Annotated in this window: 20 protein-coding genes and 1 tRNA gene; 8 read left to right on the forward strand and 13 right to left on the reverse strand. The window is 66.8% G+C overall.

The features are described from left to right. Positions 1-37: 37 nt before the first annotated feature. The 4 genes from trpE to fabI all read right to left on the reverse strand — a co-directional run bounded on the left by trpE (position 38) and on the right by fabI (position 4877). Positions 38-1552, reverse strand: coding sequence for an anthranilate synthase component I (gene trpE, locus EU800_RS09790; RefSeq protein ID WP_129631161.1), 1515 nt, complete (start codon positions 1550-1552; stop codon positions 38-40). 4 nt (positions 1553-1556) lie between these two features. Continuing rightward, on the reverse strand, positions 1557-3410 hold the full coding sequence (locus tag EU800_RS09795) for a peptidyl-prolyl cis-trans isomerase (RefSeq protein WP_129631164.1): 1854 nt from the start codon (positions 3408-3410) through the stop codon (positions 1557-1559). A 137-nt stretch (positions 3411-3547) separates the two neighbouring features. Next, a complete protein-coding gene (gpt, locus tag EU800_RS09800; RefSeq protein WP_129631167.1) occupies positions 3548-4051 on the reverse strand; it encodes a xanthine phosphoribosyltransferase in 504 nt (167 codons plus the stop codon). Between the two features lie 7 nt (positions 4052-4058). Further along, positions 4059-4877: an enoyl-ACP reductase FabI gene (gene fabI, locus EU800_RS09805; protein ID WP_129631170.1), complete on the reverse strand. Its 819-nt coding sequence runs from the start codon at positions 4875-4877 to the stop codon at positions 4059-4061. Positions 4878-5010: 133 nt separating this feature from the next. On the opposite strand from fabI, the gene pdxH reads away from it, so the two are divergent. The 4 genes from pdxH to EU800_RS09825 all read left to right on the forward strand — a co-directional run bounded on the left by pdxH (position 5011) and on the right by EU800_RS09825 (position 7060). Next, entirely contained in the window at positions 5011-5613 is a 603-nt protein-coding gene (gene pdxH / locus EU800_RS09810) for a pyridoxamine 5'-phosphate oxidase (RefSeq protein ID WP_129631173.1), read from the forward strand. Between the two features lie 226 nt (positions 5614-5839). Further along, entirely contained in the window at positions 5840-6382 is a 543-nt protein-coding gene (locus tag EU800_RS09815) for a cold-shock protein (protein WP_256369764.1), read from the forward strand. Next, positions 6352-6858: a DUF192 domain-containing protein gene (locus EU800_RS09820; RefSeq protein WP_129631179.1), complete on the forward strand. Its 507-nt coding sequence runs from the start codon at positions 6352-6354 to the stop codon at positions 6856-6858. The genes EU800_RS09815 and EU800_RS09820 overlap by 31 nt, the downstream gene beginning before the upstream one ends. Before the next feature lie 125 nt (positions 6859-6983). Then, positions 6984-7060: transfer RNA gene (locus tag EU800_RS09825), tRNA-Pro, on the forward strand. A gap of 444 nt (positions 7061-7504) precedes the next feature. On the opposite strand, the gene EU800_RS09830 is transcribed toward EU800_RS09825, so the two are convergent. After that, the gene (locus EU800_RS09830) at positions 7505-9448 is read right to left on the reverse strand and encodes a methyl-accepting chemotaxis protein (RefSeq protein ID WP_129631182.1); all 1944 of its coding nucleotides are present in this window, start codon (positions 9446-9448) and stop codon (positions 7505-7507) included. Between the two features lie 188 nt (positions 9449-9636). Continuing rightward, positions 9637-10524 carry a PfkB family carbohydrate kinase gene (locus tag EU800_RS09835; protein ID WP_129631185.1) on the reverse strand — a complete coding sequence of 296 codons (888 nt, stop codon included), beginning with the start codon at positions 10522-10524 and terminating at the stop codon, positions 9637-9639. A 296-nt stretch (positions 10525-10820) separates the two neighbouring features. On the opposite strand from EU800_RS09835, the gene EU800_RS09840 reads away from it, so the two are divergent. The 4 genes from EU800_RS09840 (at position 10821) to EU800_RS09855 (ending at position 14856) form a co-directional block, all read left to right on the forward strand. Further along, complete coding sequence (locus EU800_RS09840) at positions 10821-11687, forward strand: dihydrodipicolinate synthase family protein (protein WP_165354612.1); 867 nt, start codon at positions 10821-10823, stop codon at positions 11685-11687. A 156-nt stretch (positions 11688-11843) separates the two neighbouring features. Then, positions 11844-12839, forward strand: a complete 996-nt coding sequence (dctP, locus tag EU800_RS09845; RefSeq protein ID WP_129631191.1) for a TRAP transporter substrate-binding protein DctP — start codon at positions 11844-11846, stop codon at positions 12837-12839. A 161-nt stretch (positions 12840-13000) separates the two neighbouring features. After that, complete coding sequence (locus EU800_RS09850; RefSeq protein ID WP_129631194.1) at positions 13001-13564, forward strand: TRAP transporter small permease; 564 nt, start codon at positions 13001-13003, stop codon at positions 13562-13564. Then, complete coding sequence (locus EU800_RS09855; protein WP_129631197.1) at positions 13561-14856, forward strand: TRAP transporter large permease; 1296 nt, start codon at positions 13561-13563, stop codon at positions 14854-14856. The genes EU800_RS09850 and EU800_RS09855 overlap by 4 nt, the downstream gene beginning before the upstream one ends. Before the next feature lie 9 nt (positions 14857-14865). Here the strand turns inward: EU800_RS09855 and EU800_RS09860 are convergent, their stop codons facing one another. The 7 genes from EU800_RS09860 to EU800_RS09890 form a co-directional block, all read right to left on the reverse strand. After that, positions 14866-15945: a Gfo/Idh/MocA family protein gene (locus EU800_RS09860; protein ID WP_129631200.1), complete on the reverse strand. Its 1080-nt coding sequence runs from the start codon at positions 15943-15945 to the stop codon at positions 14866-14868. A 231-nt stretch (positions 15946-16176) separates the two neighbouring features. After that, complete coding sequence (locus tag EU800_RS09865) at positions 16177-17022, reverse strand: arginyltransferase (RefSeq protein ID WP_129631203.1); 846 nt, start codon at positions 17020-17022, stop codon at positions 16177-16179. A gap of 74 nt (positions 17023-17096) precedes the next feature. Then, a complete protein-coding gene (locus tag EU800_RS09870) occupies positions 17097-17552 on the reverse strand; it encodes an RDD family protein (RefSeq protein WP_242500458.1) in 456 nt (151 codons plus the stop codon). A 99-nt stretch (positions 17553-17651) separates the two neighbouring features. After that, positions 17652-18086, reverse strand: coding sequence for a DUF2852 domain-containing protein (locus EU800_RS09875; RefSeq protein ID WP_129631206.1), 435 nt, complete (start codon positions 18084-18086; stop codon positions 17652-17654). A 209-nt stretch (positions 18087-18295) separates the two neighbouring features. Next, entirely contained in the window at positions 18296-18754 is a 459-nt protein-coding gene (locus tag EU800_RS09880) for a DUF2267 domain-containing protein (RefSeq protein ID WP_129631209.1), read from the reverse strand. 33 nt (positions 18755-18787) lie between these two features. Beyond that, the gene (locus EU800_RS09885) at positions 18788-19072 is read right to left on the reverse strand and encodes a hypothetical protein (protein ID WP_129631212.1); all 285 of its coding nucleotides are present in this window, start codon (positions 19070-19072) and stop codon (positions 18788-18790) included. Then, positions 19069-21870: a glutamine-synthetase adenylyltransferase gene (locus tag EU800_RS09890; protein WP_129631215.1), complete on the reverse strand. Its 2802-nt coding sequence runs from the start codon at positions 21868-21870 to the stop codon at positions 19069-19071. Before EU800_RS09890 ends, EU800_RS09885 begins: the two co-directional genes overlap by 4 nt. Between the last annotated feature and the right edge of the window lie 63 nt (positions 21871-21933).

Below are 21933 nucleotides of genomic sequence, written 5' to 3' on the forward strand. Positions count from 1 at the left end.
ACGGAGGTGGCAAGCGCCGCGTTGCTGCCGCCGCGGGTCAGCCGTTGCCGTTTCGCTTGAACCGCCCGGCATCCTGCGCCGCCGCACGGATGGCGCGGGACTTGTTCACCGTCTCCTGCCATTCCGCCTCGGGATCGCTGTCATAGACGACGCCGCCGCCGGCCTGGATGTAGAGGGTCTCATCCTTCAGCACCGAGGTGCGGAGCGCGATGCACATGTCCATGTCGCCATCGGCCGAGAAATAGCCGACACCGCCGCCATAGACGCCGCGCTTCTCCGGCTCCAGCTCGTCGATGATCTCCATCGCGCGCACCTTGGGCGCACCGGACACCGTGCCTGCCGGCAGGCCGGCGAGCAGCGCCGAGAGGGCATCCTCGCCGTCCTTCAGCTCGCCCACCACGTTGGAGACGATATGCATGACGTGGCTGTAGCGCTCGATGACGAATTCCTCGGTCGGCCGGACCGTGCCGATTTTGGCCACCCGGCCGACATCGTTGCGGCCGAGATCGAGAAGCATCAGGTGCTCGGCCATCTCTTTCTCGTCGCCCAGGAGATCCGCCTCGAGCGCCCGGTCCTCCTCCTCGCTGGCGCCGCGCGGCCGGGTTCCGGCGATCGGCCGGATCGTCACCTCGCCCTCGCGCAGCCGCACGAGGATCTCGGGGGATGCGCCGATCACCTGGAATCCGCCGAAATTGAAGAAGAACATGAAGGGCGACGGGTTGGTGCGCCGCAGGCTGCGGTAGAGCGCGAAAGGCGGAAGCGGGAAGTGCAGGGACCAGCGCTGCGATGGAACGACCTGGAAGATGTCGCCAGCGCGGATGTAGTCCTTTGCGGTCTCGACGGCCTGCATATAGGCGGGCTTGGTGAAGTTCGATACCGGTTCGCCGACTTCGGCCGCCTCGGCGAGGTTGCGCGTCTCGCCCCGGAGGCCGCCCTCGAGATCGCGCAGCGCGTCCATCACCCGTTCGGCCGCCTGCGCATAGGCCGCCTTGGCAGAGAGGCCGGCGCTGGCGAAGGCCGGGGCCACCAGGATCACTTCGCCCTTCACCCCGTCGAGCACCGCGACCACCGAGGGCCGCAGCATGATCGCGTCGGGCAGGCCCACCGGGTCCGGGTTGACGTTTGGCAGGTGCTCGACGAGCCGGATCATGTCATAGCCGAGATAGCCGAAGAGTCCGGCCGCGGCGGCGGGCAGGTCGTCGGGCAGGTCGATCCGGCTTTCGGCGATCAGGTTCCGCAATGAGGTCAGCGGATCGGCTGTCTCCGGCTGAAACGCTGTCGCGTCGAACCGCGCCTGCCGGTTGATCTCGGCGGTCTCGCCGGTGCAGCGCCAGATCACGTCCGGCTTCAGACCGATGATCGAATACCGCCCCCGCACCTCGCCGCCGGTGACCGATTCCAGCATGAAGCTGTCGGTCCGGGCGCCGGCGAGCTTGAGCATCAGGCTCACGGGCGTGTCGAGATCGGCAGCGAGCCGGGCATAGACGACCTGGTTCGCACCGGAATCGTATCCGCGGGCAAAGCGCTCGAAATCTGGCTGAAGCTGCGCCATCGGTCTAGCGGAAGAGCTGCGAATGCACGGCGTTCATGCCGGCATCGTCGAGCGAGATTCCGGCCGTCGAGGTCAGAACCTGCGCATAGTAGTTGTAGAGGTCGGCGGCGATGCTTTGAGCGTTCTGCTGTTTCATCGCTTGCTGGAAGAACGCGATCTGCTCATCCGTCGTATCGGCGGGCGCGATGCTGTCCAGAACCACCAGCACGGCGCCGTCGGGAACCGGCACAACCTCTGCGTCGCCGGGCTCCATCGAGAACACCGCCTGGCCGACGGCGGGGTCGAGACCCTCGACGAAATTGCCGCGCGTCGCCCGTTCCGCGGTCTCGACACCGAGACCGGCGACCTCAACCAGCGTCTTGCCCGCATCGAGCCCTTCCTTCGCCGCCTCGGCCTCGGCGGTCAGCGCCTTGGCGGTTTCGGCCCGCTGCCAGCTCTCGCGGACAGAGTCGCGGATCTCATCGAGCGGCTGGAGCCGTGGCTCCAGCACCGTGTCGAGGCGCATCGCGTAGATCGAGCCGTCCTCCAAGGTCAGGATCTCGGGGAAATCCCTCTCGGTCAGGCTGCTGGCGACCTCGCGGAAGCCCTCATGGGCGGCGATCCCCTCGGTGACGCCCTCGTACCAATCGATCTCACCCAGTTGCAGCGCGGTCTCCGAAGCGAGATCCTCGATTGTCGCGCCGCCGGCGAGCCGGTCGTCCAGATCCGAGATCATGTTTTCAATCTCCCGCCGCGCCTCATCGCCGGCGAGCTCCGCGCGCAGCTCCGGAAGCGCCTCCTCGAAGGGCGTCTCCTGCGCCAGAAGGACGCCGTTCATCCGGAACAACGCCGGGCCGAAATCGGTCTGGAACGGCCCGACGAGGCCCGGCTCCTCGAGCGCGAAGACCGCGTCGCCGGCCGTTCCCAGATCCGCCGCAGTCTGTTCGCCGAGATCGACATCCTCCAGCGTCAGCCCGCGTGCGGCGACCTCGGCCGCAAAATCCGACGCACCCGACTCGATCGCGGCCTTTGCCGTCTCCGCCTCTCCGGTCGTGCCGAAGACCAACCGCTCGACGAGCCGCCGTTCGGGCTGGCGGTAGAGGTCGGCGCGCGCCTCGTATAGGTCTCGGAGTTCCTGCTCGTCGATCTCGACCGAGTCGGCGACCATTTCCGGCGTGAGCCAGGCGTAGGTGATGCGCTTCGTTTCTGGCAGGGTGAACTCGGCCGCATGGTCCGCGTGGTAGGTGACGAGATCGGATTCGCTCGGTTCGGCAATCTCGGTCTGCAACGTGTCGGGCGTGAACGTGGCCCAGCGGAAGCTGCGCCGTTCGCCGAACCAGCCGGTCATGATGTCGATCAGTTCGGCGGGCGCGGCCACGCCGGCCGCGACGCTCGCCTGAAGGATGTTGCGCGTGCTCTCTTCGCGCACCGTGCGCTCGAACCCGGCGACGTTCCAGCCGTTGCGTTCGAGCGTGAACTCGTAGGCTTCCCGGTCGAACTTCCCGTCCACGCCCTGGAAGGCCGGTGTCTCGGTGATCTGCTGCACGACCACGTCATCGCCCACCGAGAGACCAAGCCGGTCGGCCTCGTTGTTGATCGCCGCCATGGCGATGAGTTGGGCGCGGACCTGCTGAGGCACGCCGCGGGCTTCGAGCTCGGCCAGGCTGAGATTGGTCGCGCCGGCGGCTTCCTGGTTTCGGATCGCCTGCACCATCGCACGGTAGTATTCCTCCGCGGTGATGTCGCGGTCGCCCACCGAGGCGATCGTTGCGGTGCCGCCGGAGAAATTGGTGATTCCGAAGCCGCCGAGGCCGAGGACCAGCATCCCCATCAGGACCATCATCAGATAGTCGGTTGGCTTCTTCTTCTTATGGGTCATCGCTCGGCGGCCTCCTGCGGATCGGTCCGCGTTTGTCTAGGCGCTGAGGGGCGGGGAGGCAAGCGGTCTCAGGTGGTCGACAGGCCCGCCTTGCGGGTCCGGCGGCGGGTGCACTGCGACGCGCGGCGGCCAGGTGTTCAGTCGGTGCCCCGGTAGGGCTCCACGTATTGCAGCGCCATGTCCCATGGGAAGAAGATCCAGGTGTCCTGGCTCACCTCTGTGATATAGGTGTCGACCATCGGGCGCCCCTTTGGCTTGGCGTACACGGTGGCGAAATGCGCCTTCGGATACATCTTGCGCACCAGTTCCAGGGTCTTTCCGGAATCCACCAGGTCGTCGATGATCAGGATGCCGGTGCCGTCGCCCATCATCTCCACGTCGGGCGCCTTCAGCACCTTGGCGTCCGTCTGGTGCTGATGGTTGTAGGATTTCACCGAGATCGTATCGACCGTGCGCACATCTAGTTCGCGGGCAATGATCATAGCCGGTGCCATGCCGCCGCGCGTGATCGCCACGATCGCCTTCCAGCCGCCGTCGAGCGGCCCGTGTCCGTCGAGCCGCCAGGCGAGCGCGCGGCTGTCGCGATGGATCTGGTCCCAGCTGATGTGGAACCCCTTCTCGTGGGGCAGGCGGTCGCTCATCTCAGGCTCACTTCTTTCCGGTGACGACGTCAATATCGGGCGCATCGACGGCCTTCATGCCGACCGAATGGTAGCCCGCGTCCACATGATGCAGCTCGCCGGTGACCCCGGCGCCCAGATCGCTCAGCAGGTAGAGCGCGGAATTCCCGACATCGTCGATGGTCACATTGCGCCGCAGCGGCGAGTTGAGCTCGTTCCACTTCAGGATGTAGCGGAAATCTCCGATCCCGGAGGCGGCGAGCGTCTTGATCGGGCCGGCGGAGATCGCGTTCACGCGAATACCGTCCTTGCCGAGATCTTCGGCGAGGTAGCGCACGCTCGCCTCCAGCGCGGCCTTGGCCACGCCCATCACGTTGTAGTGCGGCATGACGCGCTCCGAGCCGAGATAGGTTAGCGTCAGGCAGGAGCCGCCATTCTTCATGAGTTTCTCGGCGCGCTGCACGACCGAGGTGAAGGAATAGACAGAGATGTCCATCGTCATGGCGAAATTGGCGCGGCTGGTTTCGACATAGCGGCCACGCAGCTCGGTCTTGTCGGAAAAGCCGATGGCATGGACCAGGAAGTCGAGCCCGCCCCAGGCCTCCTCGAGTTGCGCGATCACGGCGTCGATCGAGGCGTCGTCGGTCACGTCGCAATCGGCGAGCTGGGTCACGCCGAGCTGCTCGGCCAGCGGCAGGACGCGTTTGCGGAAGGCTTCGCCCTGATAGGTCAGGGCAAGTTCGGCGCCGGCTCCGGCGCAGGCCCTGGCGATGCCCCAGGCGATGGACTTGTCGTTTGCAAGCCCCATGATCAGGCCGCGCTTGCCGGCCATCAGCCCAGTTGTCATCCGTCCCTCCACCGCTAGCTCTCCGTTTCGCCCGTTTAGGCCAAGGCGCGGGGAAGAGGCAATAGATCGGTATCATCGCTGGCGCCGGTCGGCAGGCCGGTGTAGCCAGCGAACATCAGGACGGGAGAACGAGATGAGCGACCGCAGCGGGATCTTTGCCGGCCAGGACCCATTCGAGGTGACGCGCCGCTGGCTGACCGAAGCGGAAGCGCTGGAGCCCAACGACGCGAACGCGATGGCGCTCGCGACGGTGGACGCGGCGGGCATGCCCAATGTCCGCATGGTGCTGCTGAAGGAGATCGAGGCGGATGCCTTCGTCTTCTACACCAATTTCGGCTCGGCCAAGGCGCAGGAACTCGAGGCGGCGGGCAAGGCCGCCTTCGTTCTGCACTGGAAGAGCCTTCGGCGTCAGGTCCGCGCCCGTGGCACGATCACCCGCGAAGAGGGACCGCAGGCGGATGCCTATTTCGCCTCGCGATCGCTGAAGTCCCGCCTCGGCGCCTGGGCATCGCGGCAGAGCCAGCCGCTCGGCTCGCGCGGCGAGCTTCTGGCGGAGGTCGCCCGGGTCACCGCGCGCCACGGGACGAACCCGCCGCGCCCGCCCTTCTGGGGCGGATTCCGGCTTCGGCCGGTCGAGATCGAGTTCTGGGCCGACGGTGCCTTCCGCCTGCATGATCGCTTCCGCTGGACGCGTGAGGGCGCCGGGGGGTGGACGGTGGAGCGGCTGTCGCCGTAACCCCTTGGATTTCTGTGGTCTCCAAGACACGTCGTGACCTATCTTGGAAAAGCGGGAGGATCGCCTTTCAGATTGGTTGAAGTCTCTGGCATCATGCCCTAGAAACTTACCTTCGTGTTGTTGCCATGCAGGCTTTGGTCTGCGATTGTTCCGCAAGCGAATTCATTCTTGCACTGGTATGAAACGAAGCTGCCCGGCCTTCCGGGAAAGGTGCAAAGGTGACCCGCTGGTGACCAAGAACGACGATACGGAGACGGCGCGCCGGACGCGAGGCCATGTAAAGTGGTTCGATCCCATGAAAGGGTTCGGATTCGTGGTGGCTGAGGAAGGCGGGCCGGATATCCTGTTGCATGCCAATGTGCTGCGCAATTTCGGACAATCTTCCGTGGCCGACGGGGCCGAAATCGAACTGCTGGTGCAATCGACATCGCGCGGGATGCAGGCCGTCGAGGTGCTCTCGGTCGTGCCGCCGGCCGAGCCGTCGGGGACACCGCTCGAGGACCTCGCGACACTGTCACCCGAGGAGGTGGCGGTACTGCCGCTGCAACCGGCACGGGTCAAATGGTTCGACAAGGGCAAGGGCTTCGGCTTTGCCAACGTGTTCGGTCGCGCCGAGGACATCTTCGTCCATATCGAGGTGCTGCGCCGATCCGGCCTGGCCGACCTGCAGCCGGGCGAGGCCGTCGCGGTGCGTGTCGTCGATGGACGTCGCGGCCTTATGGCGATAGAGGTATCGGCATGGGAAAGGGCCGTTCGCAAGGACACGTGACGCATGGGCTGGCCGCATGGCTGGCCCTGCATCTGTTGATCGGCGTCTCCGCGGCGTCGGCCGGGGAGGGCTGCGCCGATGATCGTGTCGATTTGCGCGGGTCTTGGGGAAGTGCCCGGTTTGCCGTCGAACTGGCCGATGATGCGTCGGAGCGCGCGCGTGGCCTGATGTTTCGCGAGACGTTGCCCCGGTCAGCCGGCATGCTCTTTGTCTATGAAACACCCGGTCGGGTAAGTTTCTGGATGAAGAACACGCTGATCCCGCTCGACATGGTCTTCGCCGACGCGCATGGCGTGGTGAAGCATGTGCACTCCCGGGCCGTCCCAGGAGACCTGACGCCAATCCCAGGCGGCACGGATATTCGCTTCGTTCTCGAGATCAATGGCGGGCTTGCGGAGGCGATGGGCATCGGCCCGGGCAGCGAGATGCGCCATCCCGCGATCGGGGCGCCGGCCGCCTGGCCCTGCGAAGACTGACGGAACGTGTCGCGCGGCGCTTGTGCTTTCGTCGGCGTGCCGTCATATAGCGCTGGCCGGAGCGCGGGCGGTGCCGCCGTTCGAGACCTCTCCGGCAGCCGCCCACCGAGACGGGCGGTTCAAGGCGGGGCGTAGCGCAGCCTGGTAGCGCGACGGTTTTGGGTACCGTAGGTCGCAAGTTCGAATCTTGCCGTCCCGACCAATACTCAGCACCTCTTTCTGGTGCGTCGTTTAAAGCACCGTTTACAGTTTTGAGCCGGTTTCGTTCCTGCGGAGGCGGGCGATCTTCGCCCTGCACATCGTTGTGGTCTGTATCCGCACGGTCGCATGCGGGTCTGCATCTGATCGTGCTGCCATCTGTTCCTGCGAAACGCCGTAAGACTTCCGAAGTCGGCGAGAGCCTTTGAATCATACCTGAAAACAAGGGCAAAGATGGGTGCGGCGGCGCAGTGGAACAGTGCGGCGGCGAATTGCCCGAGGGCGGCGGATCGGCGAAAATTGGGTCGGATGACGGACCTTGGGGCTTCGGGTCTGGCGCCAAGCCGGACCAATGACGGTTTGCTGAACACAACAGGTTCGGCTCAGCAGGTTCCCACGGTCAGTCCGTCGGCAAGGCGGTCGCCGGCCTTGCCGCGGACCGAGGCCGTCAGGCAGACAGGCGTTCCGGTTCGTCCCGGCGTCCGGATCCCGTCGAGACCCGGAAAGCGCCGGTGTTCCGTTCCAGAACTTCGGCCTGGCCCACGAGGGCACTGACCGACGCGGTGGTCTCCTCGAACATGGCGGCGTTCTGCTGCGTTACCTGATCGAGCCGGTTCATCGCCGCAGTGATCTCTGCCAGTCCGGTGGACTGCTGCCCCGAGGAATCGGCGATCGCCGTCACCAGATTTTCCAGCGAGGAAACGAGCTTGCCGATCTCTTCCAGCGACCGGCCGGAATCGTTGACCAGCGCAACGCCCTGTTCGACCTGCTGGCCGGAGGTCGAGATCAGTTCGGCAATCTCGCGGGCCGCTTCGGACGAACGCTGCGCGAGGGCGCGAACCTCCGATGCGACGACCGAGAATCCGCGACCGGCTTCGCCCGCACGGGCCGCCTCGACACCGGCGTTAAGGGCCAGCAGGTTGGTCTGGAAGGCGATGTCGTCAATCACGCTGGTGATTCGCGAGATCTTGCCGGAGCTTTCGGAGATTTCGGCCATGGCGGCGATCGTGTTCTCGACGACCTGCCTGCCAGCCTCCGAACGCTCCTGGGCCTCACCCATCTTGCGCGCTGCGCTGCGGGCATCGGTCGAGGAATTCTCCACTGAGGAGGAGATCTCGGTGATCGCCGCGGCGGTTTCCTCCAGCGAGGCCGCCTGAGACTCGGTCCGGCGGCTCATCTCGATGGCGGCATTGCTGAGCGTCTCGGTCTCGCCGCGGATCGTGACAGTACCTTCGATGATGCTGGAGACGAGGCCCTCGATCTTTTCGACGGCGGCGTTGAAGTCCATCCGGACCTTCTCGTATTCGGCCGGGAAGGACTGCAGGATTCGCGTCTCGAGGTCGCCACGGGAGATTGCGCCAAGCGAGTCCGACAGCGCCGTGACCACCTCCTCCTGTTCCTTCCGGGCGCGCTCGCGCACGGCTTCGTCGCGGAGGCGCTGCTCTTCCTTCTCTGCCTGCTGGCGCTTCTCGAGCTGGCGCCGTTCCTCGGCATCCTTCGCCTGTTGTTCCTCGGCCTCGAGCTTGTGCTTGAGGGCTTCCTCCCGTTGCCGGGCGAGCTCGGCATCCTTCTGGGCCTGTTCGGCTTCAAGCGCCTCGCGTTCGACCAGCCCGGTCCGGAAGATCTCGATGGAGCGCGCCATCTCGCCGATCTCACCGCGTGCATCGATTTGCGGCACTTTGGAGACATGGTCGCCCTCGCGCATGTCGAGCATCCGTCGGATCAACTGGTTCAGGGGAACCGTGACGCTCCGGACCACGAAAGTCGAGGCAACCACCATGATGGCGAGGCTGACCACGAGGACCGCAAGGCTGATCCTCCGCAGATGCGCCAGGTCGGCCTCGATATACTCGATATAGGAGCCGGTCCCGACCATCCAGTTCCAGGGTGCGAAGGAGACGACAAATCCGATCTTGGCCAGCGGGACGTCCGACCCGGGCTTGGTGTAATAGTAGACCATCGAGCCCTTGCCTTGCGACATGGCGATGTCGAGCAATCCGCGAACGATTTCGGTGCCATGGACGTCAGTCATGCCGGACTGGTCCGTCCCGATGACCTCTGGCTTCGACCCGTGCGCTCTCGCGATACCGTTACCGTCGTAGGCGAAGAAATATCCAGATGTGCCATAGCGAAGCTGGTTGAGGTGCCATGCTCCTTCCTGCATTGCCTCCTCGCGCGTGAGCGTGCCGTCCTGAACCTGGGATTCCAGGGTATCGAGAATGCTGACGGCGGATTCCGTGACGTCGCTGAGATGCAGGTCCCGCATCTCGTAGGCGTTATCGACGGCGAGGGAGAGAAGCGTCTCTGACAGGATCGCCATAAGGACGGTCGCGACGAGAACGATCATGTAAAATCGGGTGGAGAGCTTGTGAAGACGCGCGGGGAGCTGCATGTCAGGCCTGTCATGGCTGTGGATTCGCCCCTTTTTTAGGCCGCAGGGCCTAAGGCGGTGTTAATGCCGGTGAATGACGCTTTTCGGACCGAAGTGCGCCGCGCCGCAGGATGCACTCCGACGTAGGCGGTCCTTCGTAGCCGGCCGGCGCAGCACGGGGAAGGCCGGCCACCCGGCGCTTCGCTGGTTCAGGCGCCACCATCCGCGGCCAGCAAGGCGGCGACCTCTTCGGCCGTGGGCATGCGGTCCGGGCCGCTTCGGGATATCGCCAGTGCGGCGGCGGCGTTCGCATAGCGGACGGCGTCGGGTTCGGTCGCGCCGCCGGCGAGGCCGAGCGCGAAGGCGCCGTGCCAGATATCGCCCGCGCCCAGGGTGTCGACCGGCGTGGCCTCGAAGCCCGGCACTGCGCGCATTGCCACGCCGTCGTGGCAGAGCACGGGACGCGGTCCGCGCGTGACCGCGACCCAGGTCGAGAGCGCCGCCGCCCGTGGCAGCGCCTCTTCGACCGACCCCTCGGCAAAATCCGCGAGCCCCTGTTCGGAGAAGGCAACATGCGTCGCACGGGAGAGCAGGCCGAGGGCCGGGGCCAGCGGCGCTTCTGCGTCGATCACCGCGGGGATGGCGCCCCGCGCCGCGGCGTCCAGAAGGCGGGCGGCGCACTCCGGCCAGCGCGTGTCGGTGAGCAGGGCGTCGGCATCGAGCCGATCGGGAATCTCGGGCAGGGCGGAGAAGAGCCGCGCGTCGCGGTGGTTGATGACGGTCCGCTCGCCGCCCGCGCTCACCAGAACTGCAGAGGTCGGCGTCTCCGCGCCCGGCACCGTGGTCACGAGCGCATCGTCGATGCCGAGGCGCCGGAGTTCCGCACGGACGAAGCGGCCGAGGTCGTCTTCGCCGACCACGCCGGCGAGCGCCGCCGCTCCGCCGAGCCCGGCCACCGCCGCCGCGGAACGAATGCCGCCGCCACCGACCGCGCGGCACAGTCCGTCGGCCCGGACCTTGGTGCCTTCCTCGGGGAAAGACGCGAGATCGAAGATGAAATCGACGGCGATCAGGCCGGCGCAGAGAACGCGTGCCATCGGCTTCGGCTCCTCGCTTCGGGACGGGTGGCGGCAGTATGGCGCGTCTGTGCGGCGAACGGAACTGGTGTCGGCCGGTGCCCTGCCATCTGCCGACCGGTATCGGCGCCGCGACAGCTCCCCACCGGCGCGACCGCGGGGCAGGGAGTGCGGAGTGGCCGGGCCGCGCGGACGGGGCACTTCCAAGTGACTTCGGAACGGATCGGCATCGACGGAAATCGGTGTCGGCGGTCCGGGAGATGGTGTACGGGAGACCGAAACGGGTTCTGGTCCAGACAAGGAAAAGGGGCAGGCAGATGGAAGGTTTCGGGATCTCGGCAGCGCTTCTGACGCCGTTCACGCCCTCGGGCGAGATCGACACGGTGCGGCTCGGACGCCACGCGAGCGACGTGCTTTCCCGGGGCGCGGATGGGGTGACACTCTTCGGCACCACCGGCGAGGGCGCTTCGATCGGCGCGCAGGAACGCGGGGCGGGCCTCGAGGCGCTCCTGACGGCAGGGATTCCGCCCGCGCGAATCACGCTCTGTCTCTGTGCCACCGCCGTGGCCGATGCTGTGGCGCAGATCGAGCTTGGACTGGAGGCCGGGATCGCGCGCTTCCTTTTGCCGCCCCCGTTCTATTTCGGCGGTGCCGATGACGCGGGCCTGCTCGACTGGCACCTGGAGCTTTTCCGGAGCGCACCGGCGGCGGCGCGGGTGATCCTTTACAACATTCCGCAAGTGATCGGGATTGGCATCTCGCCCGGTCTGATGGACCGCCTCCTCGAGGCCGCGCCGGACCGGATCGTCGCGATCAAGGACAGCTCGGGCGACTGGGACAACGCACAGCAGCTCCTGGAGCGCGGCACGCTGCCGGTTCTTGTCGGCGACGAACGCCTTCTGCACAAAGCCGTTGCGCTCGGATGTGCGGGGTCGATCACCGGAATGGCGAACCTGCTTCCCGAGCGTCTCGCCCGTCTCTTCGCCACCGGCGAGGAGGACCGGGCGCTCTCGGACCTGGTCGACAGGATCGTCGCCGGGCCGGTGATGCCGTCGCTCAAGGTGCTGCTGGCGATGGCGCGATCCGACGCGGCCTGGGAGCGGGTGCGCCCGCCGCTTTCGCCGCTCGATCCGGCCTCTCGCGAGGCGCTTCTCGCCGCCGGCATGCCCGAAGCCAAAGTCTGATCGCGGCCGGCACCGGTCTCGCGACGCTATCTGTCTGGACCTGAACCGGAAACTTGTGAAAGATGAAAACGGGATGTGACCTGGCGCAGGAGGGTGCCGGGACGATCCCGGGAAACGGGCCGGCGAACTGGCCCGACCATCAAGTGGAGGAAACCCATGGGATTCAACCTGACCCGTCGCGCCGTCGCGATTCTCGCGGTCGCCGCGTTTGCCGCCCCGGCATTCGCGCAGGACAAGGTCACGCTTCGGATGTCGACCCCGGCGTCGGATACCGACCAGCGTTCGGTCGCGCTGGCGGAGGTCTTCGGACCCGCGGTCGCCGATTTCGCGACCTACGAGCCACACTACAACGCTTCGCTGATCCAGCAGAACTCCGAGCTTGAGGCGATCGCCTCCGGCGACCTGGAAATGTCGATCGCCTCGGCGCAGGAACTGGCCCAGTATTTCCCGGAATTCTCCATCTTCGCCACCGGCTACGTCCATCAGGACGCCGACCACCAGGTGCGGGTGTTCAATGACCCGCTGATGGATCCGTTCAAGAAGATGGCCGAGGACGAGCTTGGCGTGAAGCTTCTGTCGGTGATGTATCTCGGCCGCCGCCACGTGAACCTGCGCCAGACCAAGGACGAGCTGACGGTGATGACGCCGGCCGATCTCGCCGGGGTCAACCTGAGGATGCCCGGCACCGACGCGTGGCAGTTCCTCGGCAAGGCGCTCGGCGCCAACCCGACGCCGCTGGCCTTCACCGAGGTCTACACCGCGCTGCAAACCGGTTCGGTCGATGGCCAGGACAACCCGCTGCCGACGGTGGTCGACCAGAAATTCTACGAGGTGACGAACCAGATCGCGCTGACCTCGCATCTCGTCGACCTCAACTACATCGCCTTCTCCAAGGCCGTCTGGGACAGCCTGACGCCCGAGCAGCAGGAAGCCGTGCAGGCTGCCGCCGATGCCGCTGCCGAAAGCGCGCGGCTCAAGCAACTGCAGCTCGAAGAAGACCTCGTCGCCTTCCTGGAAGGCGAGGGGCTTGAGATCTACGAGCCCGACCTTGCCGCCTTCCGCGAGCATGTTCAGGCCCAGTATCTCGACTCCGAATACGCGGCCTCCTGGCCCGAGGGCGTGCTCGAGAAGATCAACGCGCTCGGCAACTGAGCCTTGCGTGGCCGGGCGCTTCGGCGCCCGGCCGATTGCCGCCCCCGAAGGAATGGGCGACGGACCGCTGGCCCGGCCCGCCTGTCCGCCGGGTGGTCGGGGCCGCCCCGTGCCGCCCGCATCTGCGGAGGTGATGGCAGGCGACTGAAGGAAACGGGACAATGGCCGCATTCTTCCATATCCTGCGCCGCGGCGCCGAGGCCGTCGCCGCTCTCTTCATGGCGGCCATGTTTCTCACTTTCGTGCTCCAGATCACCGTCCGATATTCCGCGCGACTCGCCTGGCTGCCCGAACGTTTCCCGTTCTTTGAGCCGAGCCTCTATGGCTGGACGCTGGAATTCTGCCTCGCGCTCTGGCTCTGGCTGATCTTCTGGGGCAATGCCTTCGTTGTGCGCCGCGACGACCACGTCACCTTCGACATTGTCTACAACCGTGCCTCACCCCGGATGCGTACCTGGTTCGTCATCGTCGGCGGTCTCATCATCGCGGTCGCGCTGCTGGCTTCGGTCGGACCGACCTGGGACAAGTTCGCCATCCTCAGGCTGAAGCGCACCGCCACGCTCTCGAGCCTCTTCGGAGACTGGGTCCGGATGCGCCATATCTACATCGTCTATTTCCTCTTCCTGATCGCCGGCGCGCTGCGCTTTGCCTGGGCGGCCTGGGCGGCGTACCGCAATGGCGCCCCGGAGCCGCGCGACCATGTCATCGGGCGGATCGACGAATGAGCCTGGAACTGCTCCTCTGCCTTGGAACGCTGTTCCTGCTCGCCGGAATCGGTGCTCCGATCGCCTATGCCATCCTTGTCGGCGCGCTGGTCTATCTCGGCGTGTCGGGGCAGGGCATCGGCGTTGCCGGAAAGGTCCTGCTCGACGGGCTCTATTCTGGCTTCGTGCTGCTCGCCGTGCCGCTCTTCATTGTCGCCGCCAACATCATGAATGCGGGCACGATCAGCGACCGGCTGCTCGGCTTCTGCGTTGCCCTTGTCGGCCGATTCCGCGGTGGGCTCGGCCATGTCAACGTCGTCGCTTCGCTGATCTTCTCCGGCATGTCGGGCTCGGCGGTCGCCGACGCGGCCGGCATCGGCAAGATCATCATCGAGATGATGACCAAGTCCGGCCACTACACCCGCGGCTATTCCGCCGCGATCACGGCTGCTTCCGCCACGATCGGCCCGATCATCCCGCCCTCGATCCCGATGGTGCTTTACGCGCTGATCTCCAACACCTCGATCGGCTACCTGTTCCTCGCCGGGATCGTGCCGGGCCTCCTGATGGGCGCGGTGCTGATGGCGCTCAACAGCTGGATCTCCTACCGGCGCGGCTTCGCCATCGAGGAGGGCGTCCCGCTGCGCGAGTTGCCTGGGCTCACGATCAGGGCCTTCCCGGCGCTGCTCATGCCGGCGATCCTGCTCTATGGCATCTATGGTGGCGTCACGACGCCCACCGAGGCCGCCGCGGTCGCCGCCTTCTATGCGCTTCTGCTGGCAGCGCTCTTCTACCGCGCCCTCTCGGCCCGTGCGCTCTTCGACATCCTCGTCGAAAGCGCCCGTTCCTCGGCCGCCGTGGGTCTCGTCATCGGCGGTGCGCTGATCCTCAACTACATCGTCGCCTCCGAGAACATCCCCGGCCTGATGGCCGACGCGCTGGTCGGGCTCGACGTGCACCCGCTCGTTTTCCTGCTCGCGGTCAACCTGTTGCTGCTGCTGCTCGGCTGCGTGCTCGATGCCACCACGATCATCCTGGTCATCCTGCCGCTCTTCCTGCCGACCTGCCGGGAACTGGGCATCGACCTCGTGCATTTCGGTGTTGTCGCCGTGGTCAACTGCATGATCGGCCTGATCACGCCGCCCTACGGCATTTTGCTCTTCGTCATCAACGCGGTGACGCGGATCCCGCTCGGCGAGATGATCCGCGAGATCTGGCCGTTTTTCGGTGTTCTGCTGCTGGCGCTGCTGGCGCTGATCCTGTTCCCGGATCTGGTGCTCTGGCTGCCGCGTGTCTTCGGCTACGCGGGCTGACCGCCCGGGTCAGCCTTCCGGCACATCCTGCGCCGTCCCTTCGGCCGCGGCGACGGCGATCGCCTCGACGACCCGCAGCGTCTGCAACCCGTCCCGCCCGCTGACCACCGGCGCGGCACGGCCGCGGATCACCTCGACAAGGTTCAGCGTCTGTCGGTCCAGCGAGTCGCCCTCCGGCTGCGACAGCGTGTCGTGGCGGATCGGCGCCCACCAACTGCGCTGGCCCGGATGCGACCAGAGCGTCAGGTCGGGCAGCGACAGCGCGCCGGCGGTGCCGCCGATCCGGTAGCAGGCTTCGCGCGTGTGCGGATAGGCGGGGTTCTCGCCAGCAGTCAGTTCCCAGCTCCAGGGGGCGGAGATCGTGTCCGAGACGCTCATCGTGCCGAGCGCGCCATTCGCGAATTCCAGCAGGATCGCGGCGCTGTCCTCGACCTCGAAGCCGCGCGTCGCCCGCGAGGCGAGCGCCTGGACCCGCCGCACCTCGCCGCAGAGATGGCGCATCAGGTCGATATCGTGGATCAGGTTGATCAGGATCGGCCCGGCCCCCGGCGCGCGCCGCCACGCCTGGTCGAAATAGTCGTCGGGCTTGTAGAGCCAGAACATGCCGTTGACCGAAACGATCTTGCCCAGCTTTCCGGCCTCGATCGCCGCCTTCGTGGTGGCGATCAGCGGGTTATGCCGCCGGTGATGACCGACGAGGAGTGGCACCCCTTCCGCCTCGGCAGCGTCAACCAGCGCCGCGCCCTCGGCCGAAGTTATGGCGATGGGCTTTTCCATCAGTGTCGGGATGCCCGCCGCGATAAGTTGAAGGCCCTGCACCGCGTGCAGCCGGTTCGGCGTCGCGACAATCGCGCCTTCTGGACGACGTGCCGCCAGGCAGGAATCGAGATCGGCAAACCATGGAACGCCGAGCGTCGCTGCGATCTCCGCGGATTGCGGCGCTGGATCGACGATGCAATCGAGGCGGGCCAAGCGCGCGACCCGTTCGGCATGGGTGCGGCCGATCAGGCCGGCTCCGATCACGACGATTGCCGGCGCATCCTCTGCCGCAGCGTCGTCGCGGTCGCTCCGAGATCCGGAATCCGTCATGGCGTCAGTCCCGTGCTATGCCCTTGAAAACGATCCGATGCTACCACCGATCTCCGGACGCGCCATCCGGTATGGGGTCGCATCGGCCTGTCGCGGCCCATCGACCGATGGCGCCGCAACAGGTCGCCGTGGTGCCGATCATTGAGACGGCGACACTCAGCTCTCGAGCGCGCGGCATGGCGGCGCCTCTCCCGCAAAGCCCCTTAAAGGGAGACGTGATGCTTCGGGTGCCTACTGGCCGCCGGTCGCCCGTGTGTCGGGCAGGGAGATCCGGGCCACCTGTTCGGCAATGGGGTCGACCGAGAGCGGATGGGTTTCGGAATCGTGGTCCTCGGGGTTGCCGATATCCTGCCAGTGGCCGCCCTTGTGGATCTCCAGCGCCTTGAAACCGGCCTTGTAGCCCATCTTGCGGCTGCCGGGCACCCAATAGCCGAGATAGACATAGGGCAGCTTGGCGCTTCGGGCGATCTCGACATGGTCGAGGATGATGTGGGTGCCGAGCGAGCGCCGGGTCAGCGCGGGCTCGTAGAAGCTGTAGACCATCGACAGGCCGTCATCGAGCACATCGGTGAGGCAGACAGCGGCCAGGTCGCTCTCGGGGCCGTCGATCTCTTCCAGCCCGGGCTCGCGGTATTCGACCATCCGCGACCGGATAGGCGTCTCCTCGATCATTGCAGCGAATTCGAAGACGTCCATGTCGGCCATGCCGCCATCGGCATGGCGGCTGTCGAGATAGCGGCGGAAGAGCGAATATTGCTCGTCGGTCGCCCAGGGCGAGGTGGCCTCGCGGCGGAGCGCCGCGTTGCGCTTCATCACCCGGCGCTGGTTTCGGCTGGGTTCGAAATCGGCGACCCGGATGCGCGCCGACAGGCAGGCGGTGCAATCGGCGCAGGCCGGCCGGTAGAGCACGTTCTGCGACCGCCGGAAGCCTTGTTTGGAAAGCGTGTCGTTCAGCACCTCGGCATGTTCGCCCTGCAACGCGGTGAACAGCTTCCGCTCCATCCGCCCGGCAAGATAAGGGCAGGGCTGGGGCGCAGTCACGTAAAACTGCGGCGCGAGCGGGAGGGTGTGGCGCATGCTCGTTCCGTGGACCGAAATGGTTGATGAAACGGTAACAGGGGTTGGATGCGTCGCCAACCCCTGTCGACAGCCTATCGGCTGCGGTTGACTGCCGCCGTTCCGAGCGCCAGGTCGTGCAGGCCCTGCGCGCGGGCGGTGGTCAGCATCAGGCCCATCGAAACGAGTTGCGGGATGAGGAAGGACAGGCAGACGGAATAGAGAAGCGTGTGCAGGAACGCCTCGCCAAGGCCGAATTTCTCACCCTTCCATGTCCGGAGTTCGACCGACATCAGCCGCATGCCGAGCGTCGCCGAGCCAGCTGCGATGGTGAGCACGCGGTAGGTGAAACTCACGACGAGCCAGAGGGCGGGATAGAAGAAGAGCCCCAGGAAGGCTGTGAAGGGCAGGATCAGAAGCGTCAGCCCGAAGGTGATGAGCGCGTCCACCACCCAGGCCATGGCCCGCTTGACGGGAATGTCGGCGTAGAATTCGCCGTAGCGGTCGGGATCGGGCAGTCCGGGATAGGAAGGGGTCATAGTCAGGGTCATGGCTTTCGTTGGGCTTCCTGCAGGTACGGCGCGCGATCCTGAGACCACGCGCCGACTTGGGGAAGGGCGCCCGTATCGGGGCGCCCCCGGGGGGATGGGTCAGGCCGGCTGGGCGTCCTCGAAGTCGTTGTCGTCGCCGGTCGCCTTGGCCGCCTTGGCGCGGTCATCCATGAAGGCGTCGAACTCGGCCTTGTCCTTGGCGTCGCGCAGCCGCTGCAGGAAGGCTTCGAAGGCTTCCTGTTCCTCCTCGAGCCGGCGAATGGTTTCTTCGCGATAAGCGTCGAAGGCGGAATTGCCACTCGACTTCATCGCGTGGCGGTAGTGGCGGTGATGCGCCCGACGGGCGCTGCGGCAGGAACCGTTGAACATGCGCTTGCTCCAGATCATGTAGGCGAGAAGGGCGAGGCCGATCGGCCAGAAGAAGATGAATCCCAGGATCATGACGGCGATCCATGCGCCCTTGCCGCGGTCGTCGAGCCAGGACTCGGCCCGGGCGAACCAGGACGGGATGCTGACGGTCGTTGCGGTGGTCATTCCGAATCTCCTCGTTTCGAACAATGTGAATGCCTTTCACATCACATGAAATGGGGCATCTGGCCGAGCGGGTCAAGAGGCAATGTGAAAAGTTTTTACATTTTCTTCCGACGGCGCTCCCGGAGGCGCAGGGCCCATGAAACTTGGCGTTTGATGCACCGAACAGGAGAGGAGCCGGAAGGCGCCGCGCCGAAATCGCAACTCCGCGATCAGAAGATCCGCTGCTTCAACGTCTCCGGGTCGGCGCCATCCACCTGCCAGAACTCTGCGGCACCCTCCGGCAGGCGGGCGAGAACGCGCTCGAAATCCGCGTGGTTCACATAGCGCCACAGGGTCCATGCGGTCGCCTCGATGGCGGTGTCCGGGGTCAGGTTGTGATCCTTCCGCACCTGCCTGGCCTCCCGCGCAAGTGTCGCGCGGTCCGCGAAGGGCAGGGGCGGGACCTCCGGCGTCCAGCCGGCGACAAAGATCGCCCGCGGGATGGCGGGAAGGACGGTCGCGAAATCCAGCCCCTGTTGCGCGGTGAGGCGCCGGCGGAAGACCTGGAGCACGCCGTCCAACGCCGTGTAGGCCATGTTGTCGGAGGAAAGCGCCATCTGGTCCTTGAGGTCGTCGAGGATTGCGCGCCATTCCGTCGATGCATGACGGTAGGTCCATGGCATTGGCATCCGGTTCCTCCTTTGGCCCCGCCCGGCGACCGATCAGCGCGCCGTCTTTCCTGCGCCGCGCCGCCCGCGCCAACCACCGCGCCGGTTGGCGGGGCGGCCCTCGGCAAGCCCCTCGCGCAAAACCGTGCTCATCGGGTGGTTCGGCGCCGATACGGCATGCCGGGCGATCAGCGCGGTAAGCGCCTCCGTTGCTGGAACACTCTCCGGCAGTGACAGGGCCCAATCCATGAAGATCGAGCGGCATTCCGCGCCAGTAATGCCCTCGATCCGATAGGCTTCGCGGATCAGGCCCTTGGGGTCAATTTCCGGCCCGGTCATGGCGTCGTCCCCGCGGCGGCGAAAGGGCGCTCCAGCAGGGCGTCGATGATCCCGGTGGCGTCGGCGCGCCGCCGTTCGAGCTCGTCCAGTAGCGCGTCGAGATCAGTGAATCCGGTCTCGCGCGCCAGCACCTCGCAGGCGCCCTGGCCGAGCGTGTCGGGGTCGAGCGGGCCGTCGACCAGCAGCCGTCCGACAGAGAGCACGGCCCGCGCGAGGCGGTAGGCGGCGGTCAGCCGCTCGGACTCCTCGGGCTTCAGCCAGCCGGCGCGGGCCGCGGCGGCGAGTTGCGGCGCGGTGCGGCGCGCATGTGCGCGGGTCAGCAGCGCGCCGGCCTGGGCGATAAGCTCGATATCCTGCACGCCGCCCGGCCCGCGCTTGACGTCGAGGACGCCCTGCCGGCCCTTGGCCTCTGCCAGCCGTCGGCGCATGTCGCGAACATCCTCGAGCACCTTGCCGGCATCGCGGTCCTGCTCGAGAACCGCCAGCCGCACCGCCTCGACCTCCTCGCGCAGGCTCAGGCTGCCCGCCACGGGCCGGGCGCGGGTCAGCGCGAGGTGCTCCCAGGTCCAGGCCTCTGTCCTTTGGTAGTTCTCGAAGGCGGAGAGCGAGGTCGCCACCGGCCCCTGCTTGCCCGAGGGGCGCAGCCGCATGTCGACCTCGTAGAGCCGCCCCTCGGCGGTCGGGGCGGTGAGCGCAGTCAGCATCGCCTTTGTCAGCCGCGCGAAATAGGTGGCCACCGGCAGGGGGCGGGGGCCGTCGGAGGCCTCGGCGTCGCCGGAATCGTAGATCACGATGAGATCGAGATCGGAGCGCGAATTGATCCAGCCCGCGCCGAGCGATCCCATCGCCACGGCCACCCCGCCGCGGCCCGGCGGCGGCCCGTGGCGGCGGGCGAACTGCGCCGATACGACGGGCAGCAATGCCGCGAGGACGGCCTCGGCGAGATCGGCATATTGCCGGCCGGCCTCGGCCGCGTCGGTGATGCCGCGAAGAAGGTGCACGCCGACCCGGAAATGCCATTCCTTGAGCCAGCTTCGCGCGATGTCGAGCTGCTCCTCGTAATCCGCGCTTTCTTCGAACTGCCGCGCGAGGTCCAGCGTCAGCGTCACCTTGCCCGGCCAGGGCGAGAAAAAGCTGCCGCCGATGACCGCATCGAGAACGGAGGAATTGCGCGAGAGATAGCTGGCGAGCGCCGGGGCAGTGGACGCGATGTCTACGATCAGCGCGCGCAGGTTCGGGTTCGCCTGGAACATCGAGAAGAGCTGGACGCCCGCGGGCAGGCCGGACAGGAACCCGTCGAAGGCGGTCAACGCCTCGTCGGGGCGGGGCGCGGCGGCGAGCCGGGCCAGCAGGTCGGGCTTGAGACGCTCGAAGATCTCCTGCGCGCGGCTCGAGCGCAGGGCCGGGTAATGCCGCCAGCGCGCGACCACCTCCGGCTCGGCGACCGCGGCGCCGGTCTGCGCGCCCCGGAGGCCGGGCGCGAAGAACCCTTCTGCGGTCTCGCGCACGTCGCGCAGCCGTTCGGCGATGCTGTCCCTGAAGGCGTCGGTGTCGGGTTCGCCGCACATCCGTGCGATCCGGTCGAACCCGTCCGGCGAGTTGGGCAAGTGATGGGTGCGCGCGTCTGCCACCATCTGGACCCTGTGCTCGATCTCGCGCAGGAAACGGTAATGCCCGGTGAAGCGCCGCGCGAGTTCGCTCGGGATCCAGCCCGTCTCGGCCAGACGCGCCAGAGCCGGGACCGTGCCGCGCAGGCGCAGGCTCGCATCGCGCCCGCCGGCGATGATCTGGCGGGTCTGGGTAAAGAACTCGATCTCGCGGATTCCGCCGGGGCCGAGCTTCAGGTCGCGCCCCTCGAGGCTGCGGGTCTCGTGCAGTCCCTTGTGCTCCTTGATCCGGAGCCGCATGTCATGGGCGTCCTGGATGGCAGCGAAGTCGAGATGCCGCCGCCAGATGAAGGGCCGGAGCCGCTCCAGGTAGGTGGCCCCCGCCGCGAGGTCGCCGGCACAGGGGCGGGCCTTGATATGCGCCGCCCGTTCCCAGGTCCGGCCCACCGACTCGTAGTAGCGTTCGGCGGCCTCCATCGAGAGGCAGACCGGCGTCACCGAAGGGTCCGGGCGCAGCCGCAGGTCGGTGCGCCAGACATAGCCCTCGCCGGTGTTCTCGCTCAGCAGCGCCGTCATCCGGCGCGTGGCCTTGACGAAACCGGCCCGCGCCTCGTCGAAATCCGCCCCTGCGTATCGGCTCTCGTCGAAGAGCAGGATGAGGTCGATATCCGAGGAATAGTTCAGTTCATGCGCGCCCAATTTGCCCATCGCGAGCGCCACCATGCCTCCGGCCTGAGGCAGGTCGTCTTGCGTCTGGCCGGGAAACCGGCCGCGCTCGAACTCGCGCGACAGGACCGATTTCATAGCGAGGTCGACAGAGAGATCGGCAAAATCGGTGAGCGCGCCGGTGACCTCCTCGAGCGACCAGACTCCTGCAAGGTCGGCGAGCCCGGCGAAGAGGGCGACGCGGCCCTTGCTCCGGCGCAGGGCCGACTTCATCTCCGAAAGGGGCCGCGCGCGCAGTGCGTCCATCTCGGCGGGCAGGACCGTGGCCGGGTCGCACGTGAGCGCCTCGCCGAGCCAGTCCGACTCGCGCTCCATCAAGGCGCGCAGATGGCTCGAGCAGCCCGCCGCACCGGCGAGCACCTCGCGCGTCTCTGGCGGCAGGTCTCCGAATGGGGCAAGCGCACCGGCGCCGGCCTCTTGGTCAAAGGCGATAGGGGTGCGGGTGATGGCGGCGGCAAAGGACATGGCTTGGTGATGGACCGACGCGGCGCGGTGGTCAATCCGGGTTGGTCTGGCTGAGGCGGAACA

Origin of the sequence: Tropicimonas sp. IMCC6043, assembly GCF_004146235.1 — a bacterium.
In the GTDB taxonomy this organism is placed as follows: domain Bacteria; phylum Pseudomonadota; class Alphaproteobacteria; order Rhodobacterales; family Rhodobacteraceae; genus Tropicimonas.

What these genes read in the sequence shown, in the direction of transcription:
- trpE (WP_129631161.1), bottom strand. Translation starts at nt 1,552, where the DNA reads ATGGCGCAGCTTCAGCCAGATTTCGAGCGCTTTGCCCGCGGATACGAT.
- EU800_RS09795 (WP_129631164.1), bottom strand. Translation starts at nt 3,410, where the DNA reads ATGACCCATAAGAAGAAGAAGCCAACCGACTATCTGATGATGGTCCTG.
- gpt (WP_129631167.1), bottom strand. Translation starts at nt 4,051, where the DNA reads ATGAGCGACCGCCTGCCCCACGAGAAGGGGTTCCACATCAGCTGGGAC.
- fabI (WP_129631170.1), bottom strand. Translation starts at nt 4,877, where the DNA reads ATGACAACTGGGCTGATGGCCGGCAAGCGCGGCCTGATCATGGGGCTT.
- pdxH (WP_129631173.1), top strand. Translation starts at nt 5,011, where the DNA reads ATGAGCGACCGCAGCGGGATCTTTGCCGGCCAGGACCCATTCGAGGTG.
- EU800_RS09820 (WP_129631179.1), top strand. Translation starts at nt 6,352, where the DNA reads ATGGGAAAGGGCCGTTCGCAAGGACACGTGACGCATGGGCTGGCCGCA.
- EU800_RS09830 (WP_129631182.1), bottom strand. Translation starts at nt 9,448, where the DNA reads ATGCAGCTCCCCGCGCGTCTTCACAAGCTCTCCACCCGATTTTACATG.
- EU800_RS09835 (WP_129631185.1), bottom strand. Translation starts at nt 10,524, where the DNA reads ATGGCACGCGTTCTCTGCGCCGGCCTGATCGCCGTCGATTTCATCTTC.
- EU800_RS09840 (WP_165354612.1), top strand. Translation starts at nt 10,821, where the DNA reads ATGGAAGGTTTCGGGATCTCGGCAGCGCTTCTGACGCCGTTCACGCCC.
- dctP (WP_129631191.1), top strand. Translation starts at nt 11,844, where the DNA reads ATGGGATTCAACCTGACCCGTCGCGCCGTCGCGATTCTCGCGGTCGCC.
- EU800_RS09850 (WP_129631194.1), top strand. Translation starts at nt 13,001, where the DNA reads ATGGCCGCATTCTTCCATATCCTGCGCCGCGGCGCCGAGGCCGTCGCC.
- EU800_RS09855 (WP_129631197.1), top strand. Translation starts at nt 13,561, where the DNA reads ATGAGCCTGGAACTGCTCCTCTGCCTTGGAACGCTGTTCCTGCTCGCC.
- EU800_RS09860 (WP_129631200.1), bottom strand. Translation starts at nt 15,945, where the DNA reads ATGACGGATTCCGGATCTCGGAGCGACCGCGACGACGCTGCGGCAGAG.
- EU800_RS09865 (WP_129631203.1), bottom strand. Translation starts at nt 17,022, where the DNA reads ATGCGCCACACCCTCCCGCTCGCGCCGCAGTTTTACGTGACTGCGCCC.
- EU800_RS09870 (WP_242500458.1), bottom strand. Translation starts at nt 17,552, where the DNA reads ATGACCCTGACTATGACCCCTTCCTATCCCGGACTGCCCGATCCCGAC.
- EU800_RS09875 (WP_129631206.1), bottom strand. Translation starts at nt 18,086, where the DNA reads ATGACCACCGCAACGACCGTCAGCATCCCGTCCTGGTTCGCCCGGGCC.
- EU800_RS09880 (WP_129631209.1), bottom strand. Translation starts at nt 18,754, where the DNA reads ATGCCAATGCCATGGACCTACCGTCATGCATCGACGGAATGGCGCGCA.
- EU800_RS09885 (WP_129631212.1), bottom strand. Translation starts at nt 19,072, where the DNA reads ATGACCGGGCCGGAAATTGACCCCAAGGGCCTGATCCGCGAAGCCTAT.
- EU800_RS09890 (WP_129631215.1), bottom strand. Translation starts at nt 21,870, where the DNA reads ATGTCCTTTGCCGCCGCCATCACCCGCACCCCTATCGCCTTTGACCAA.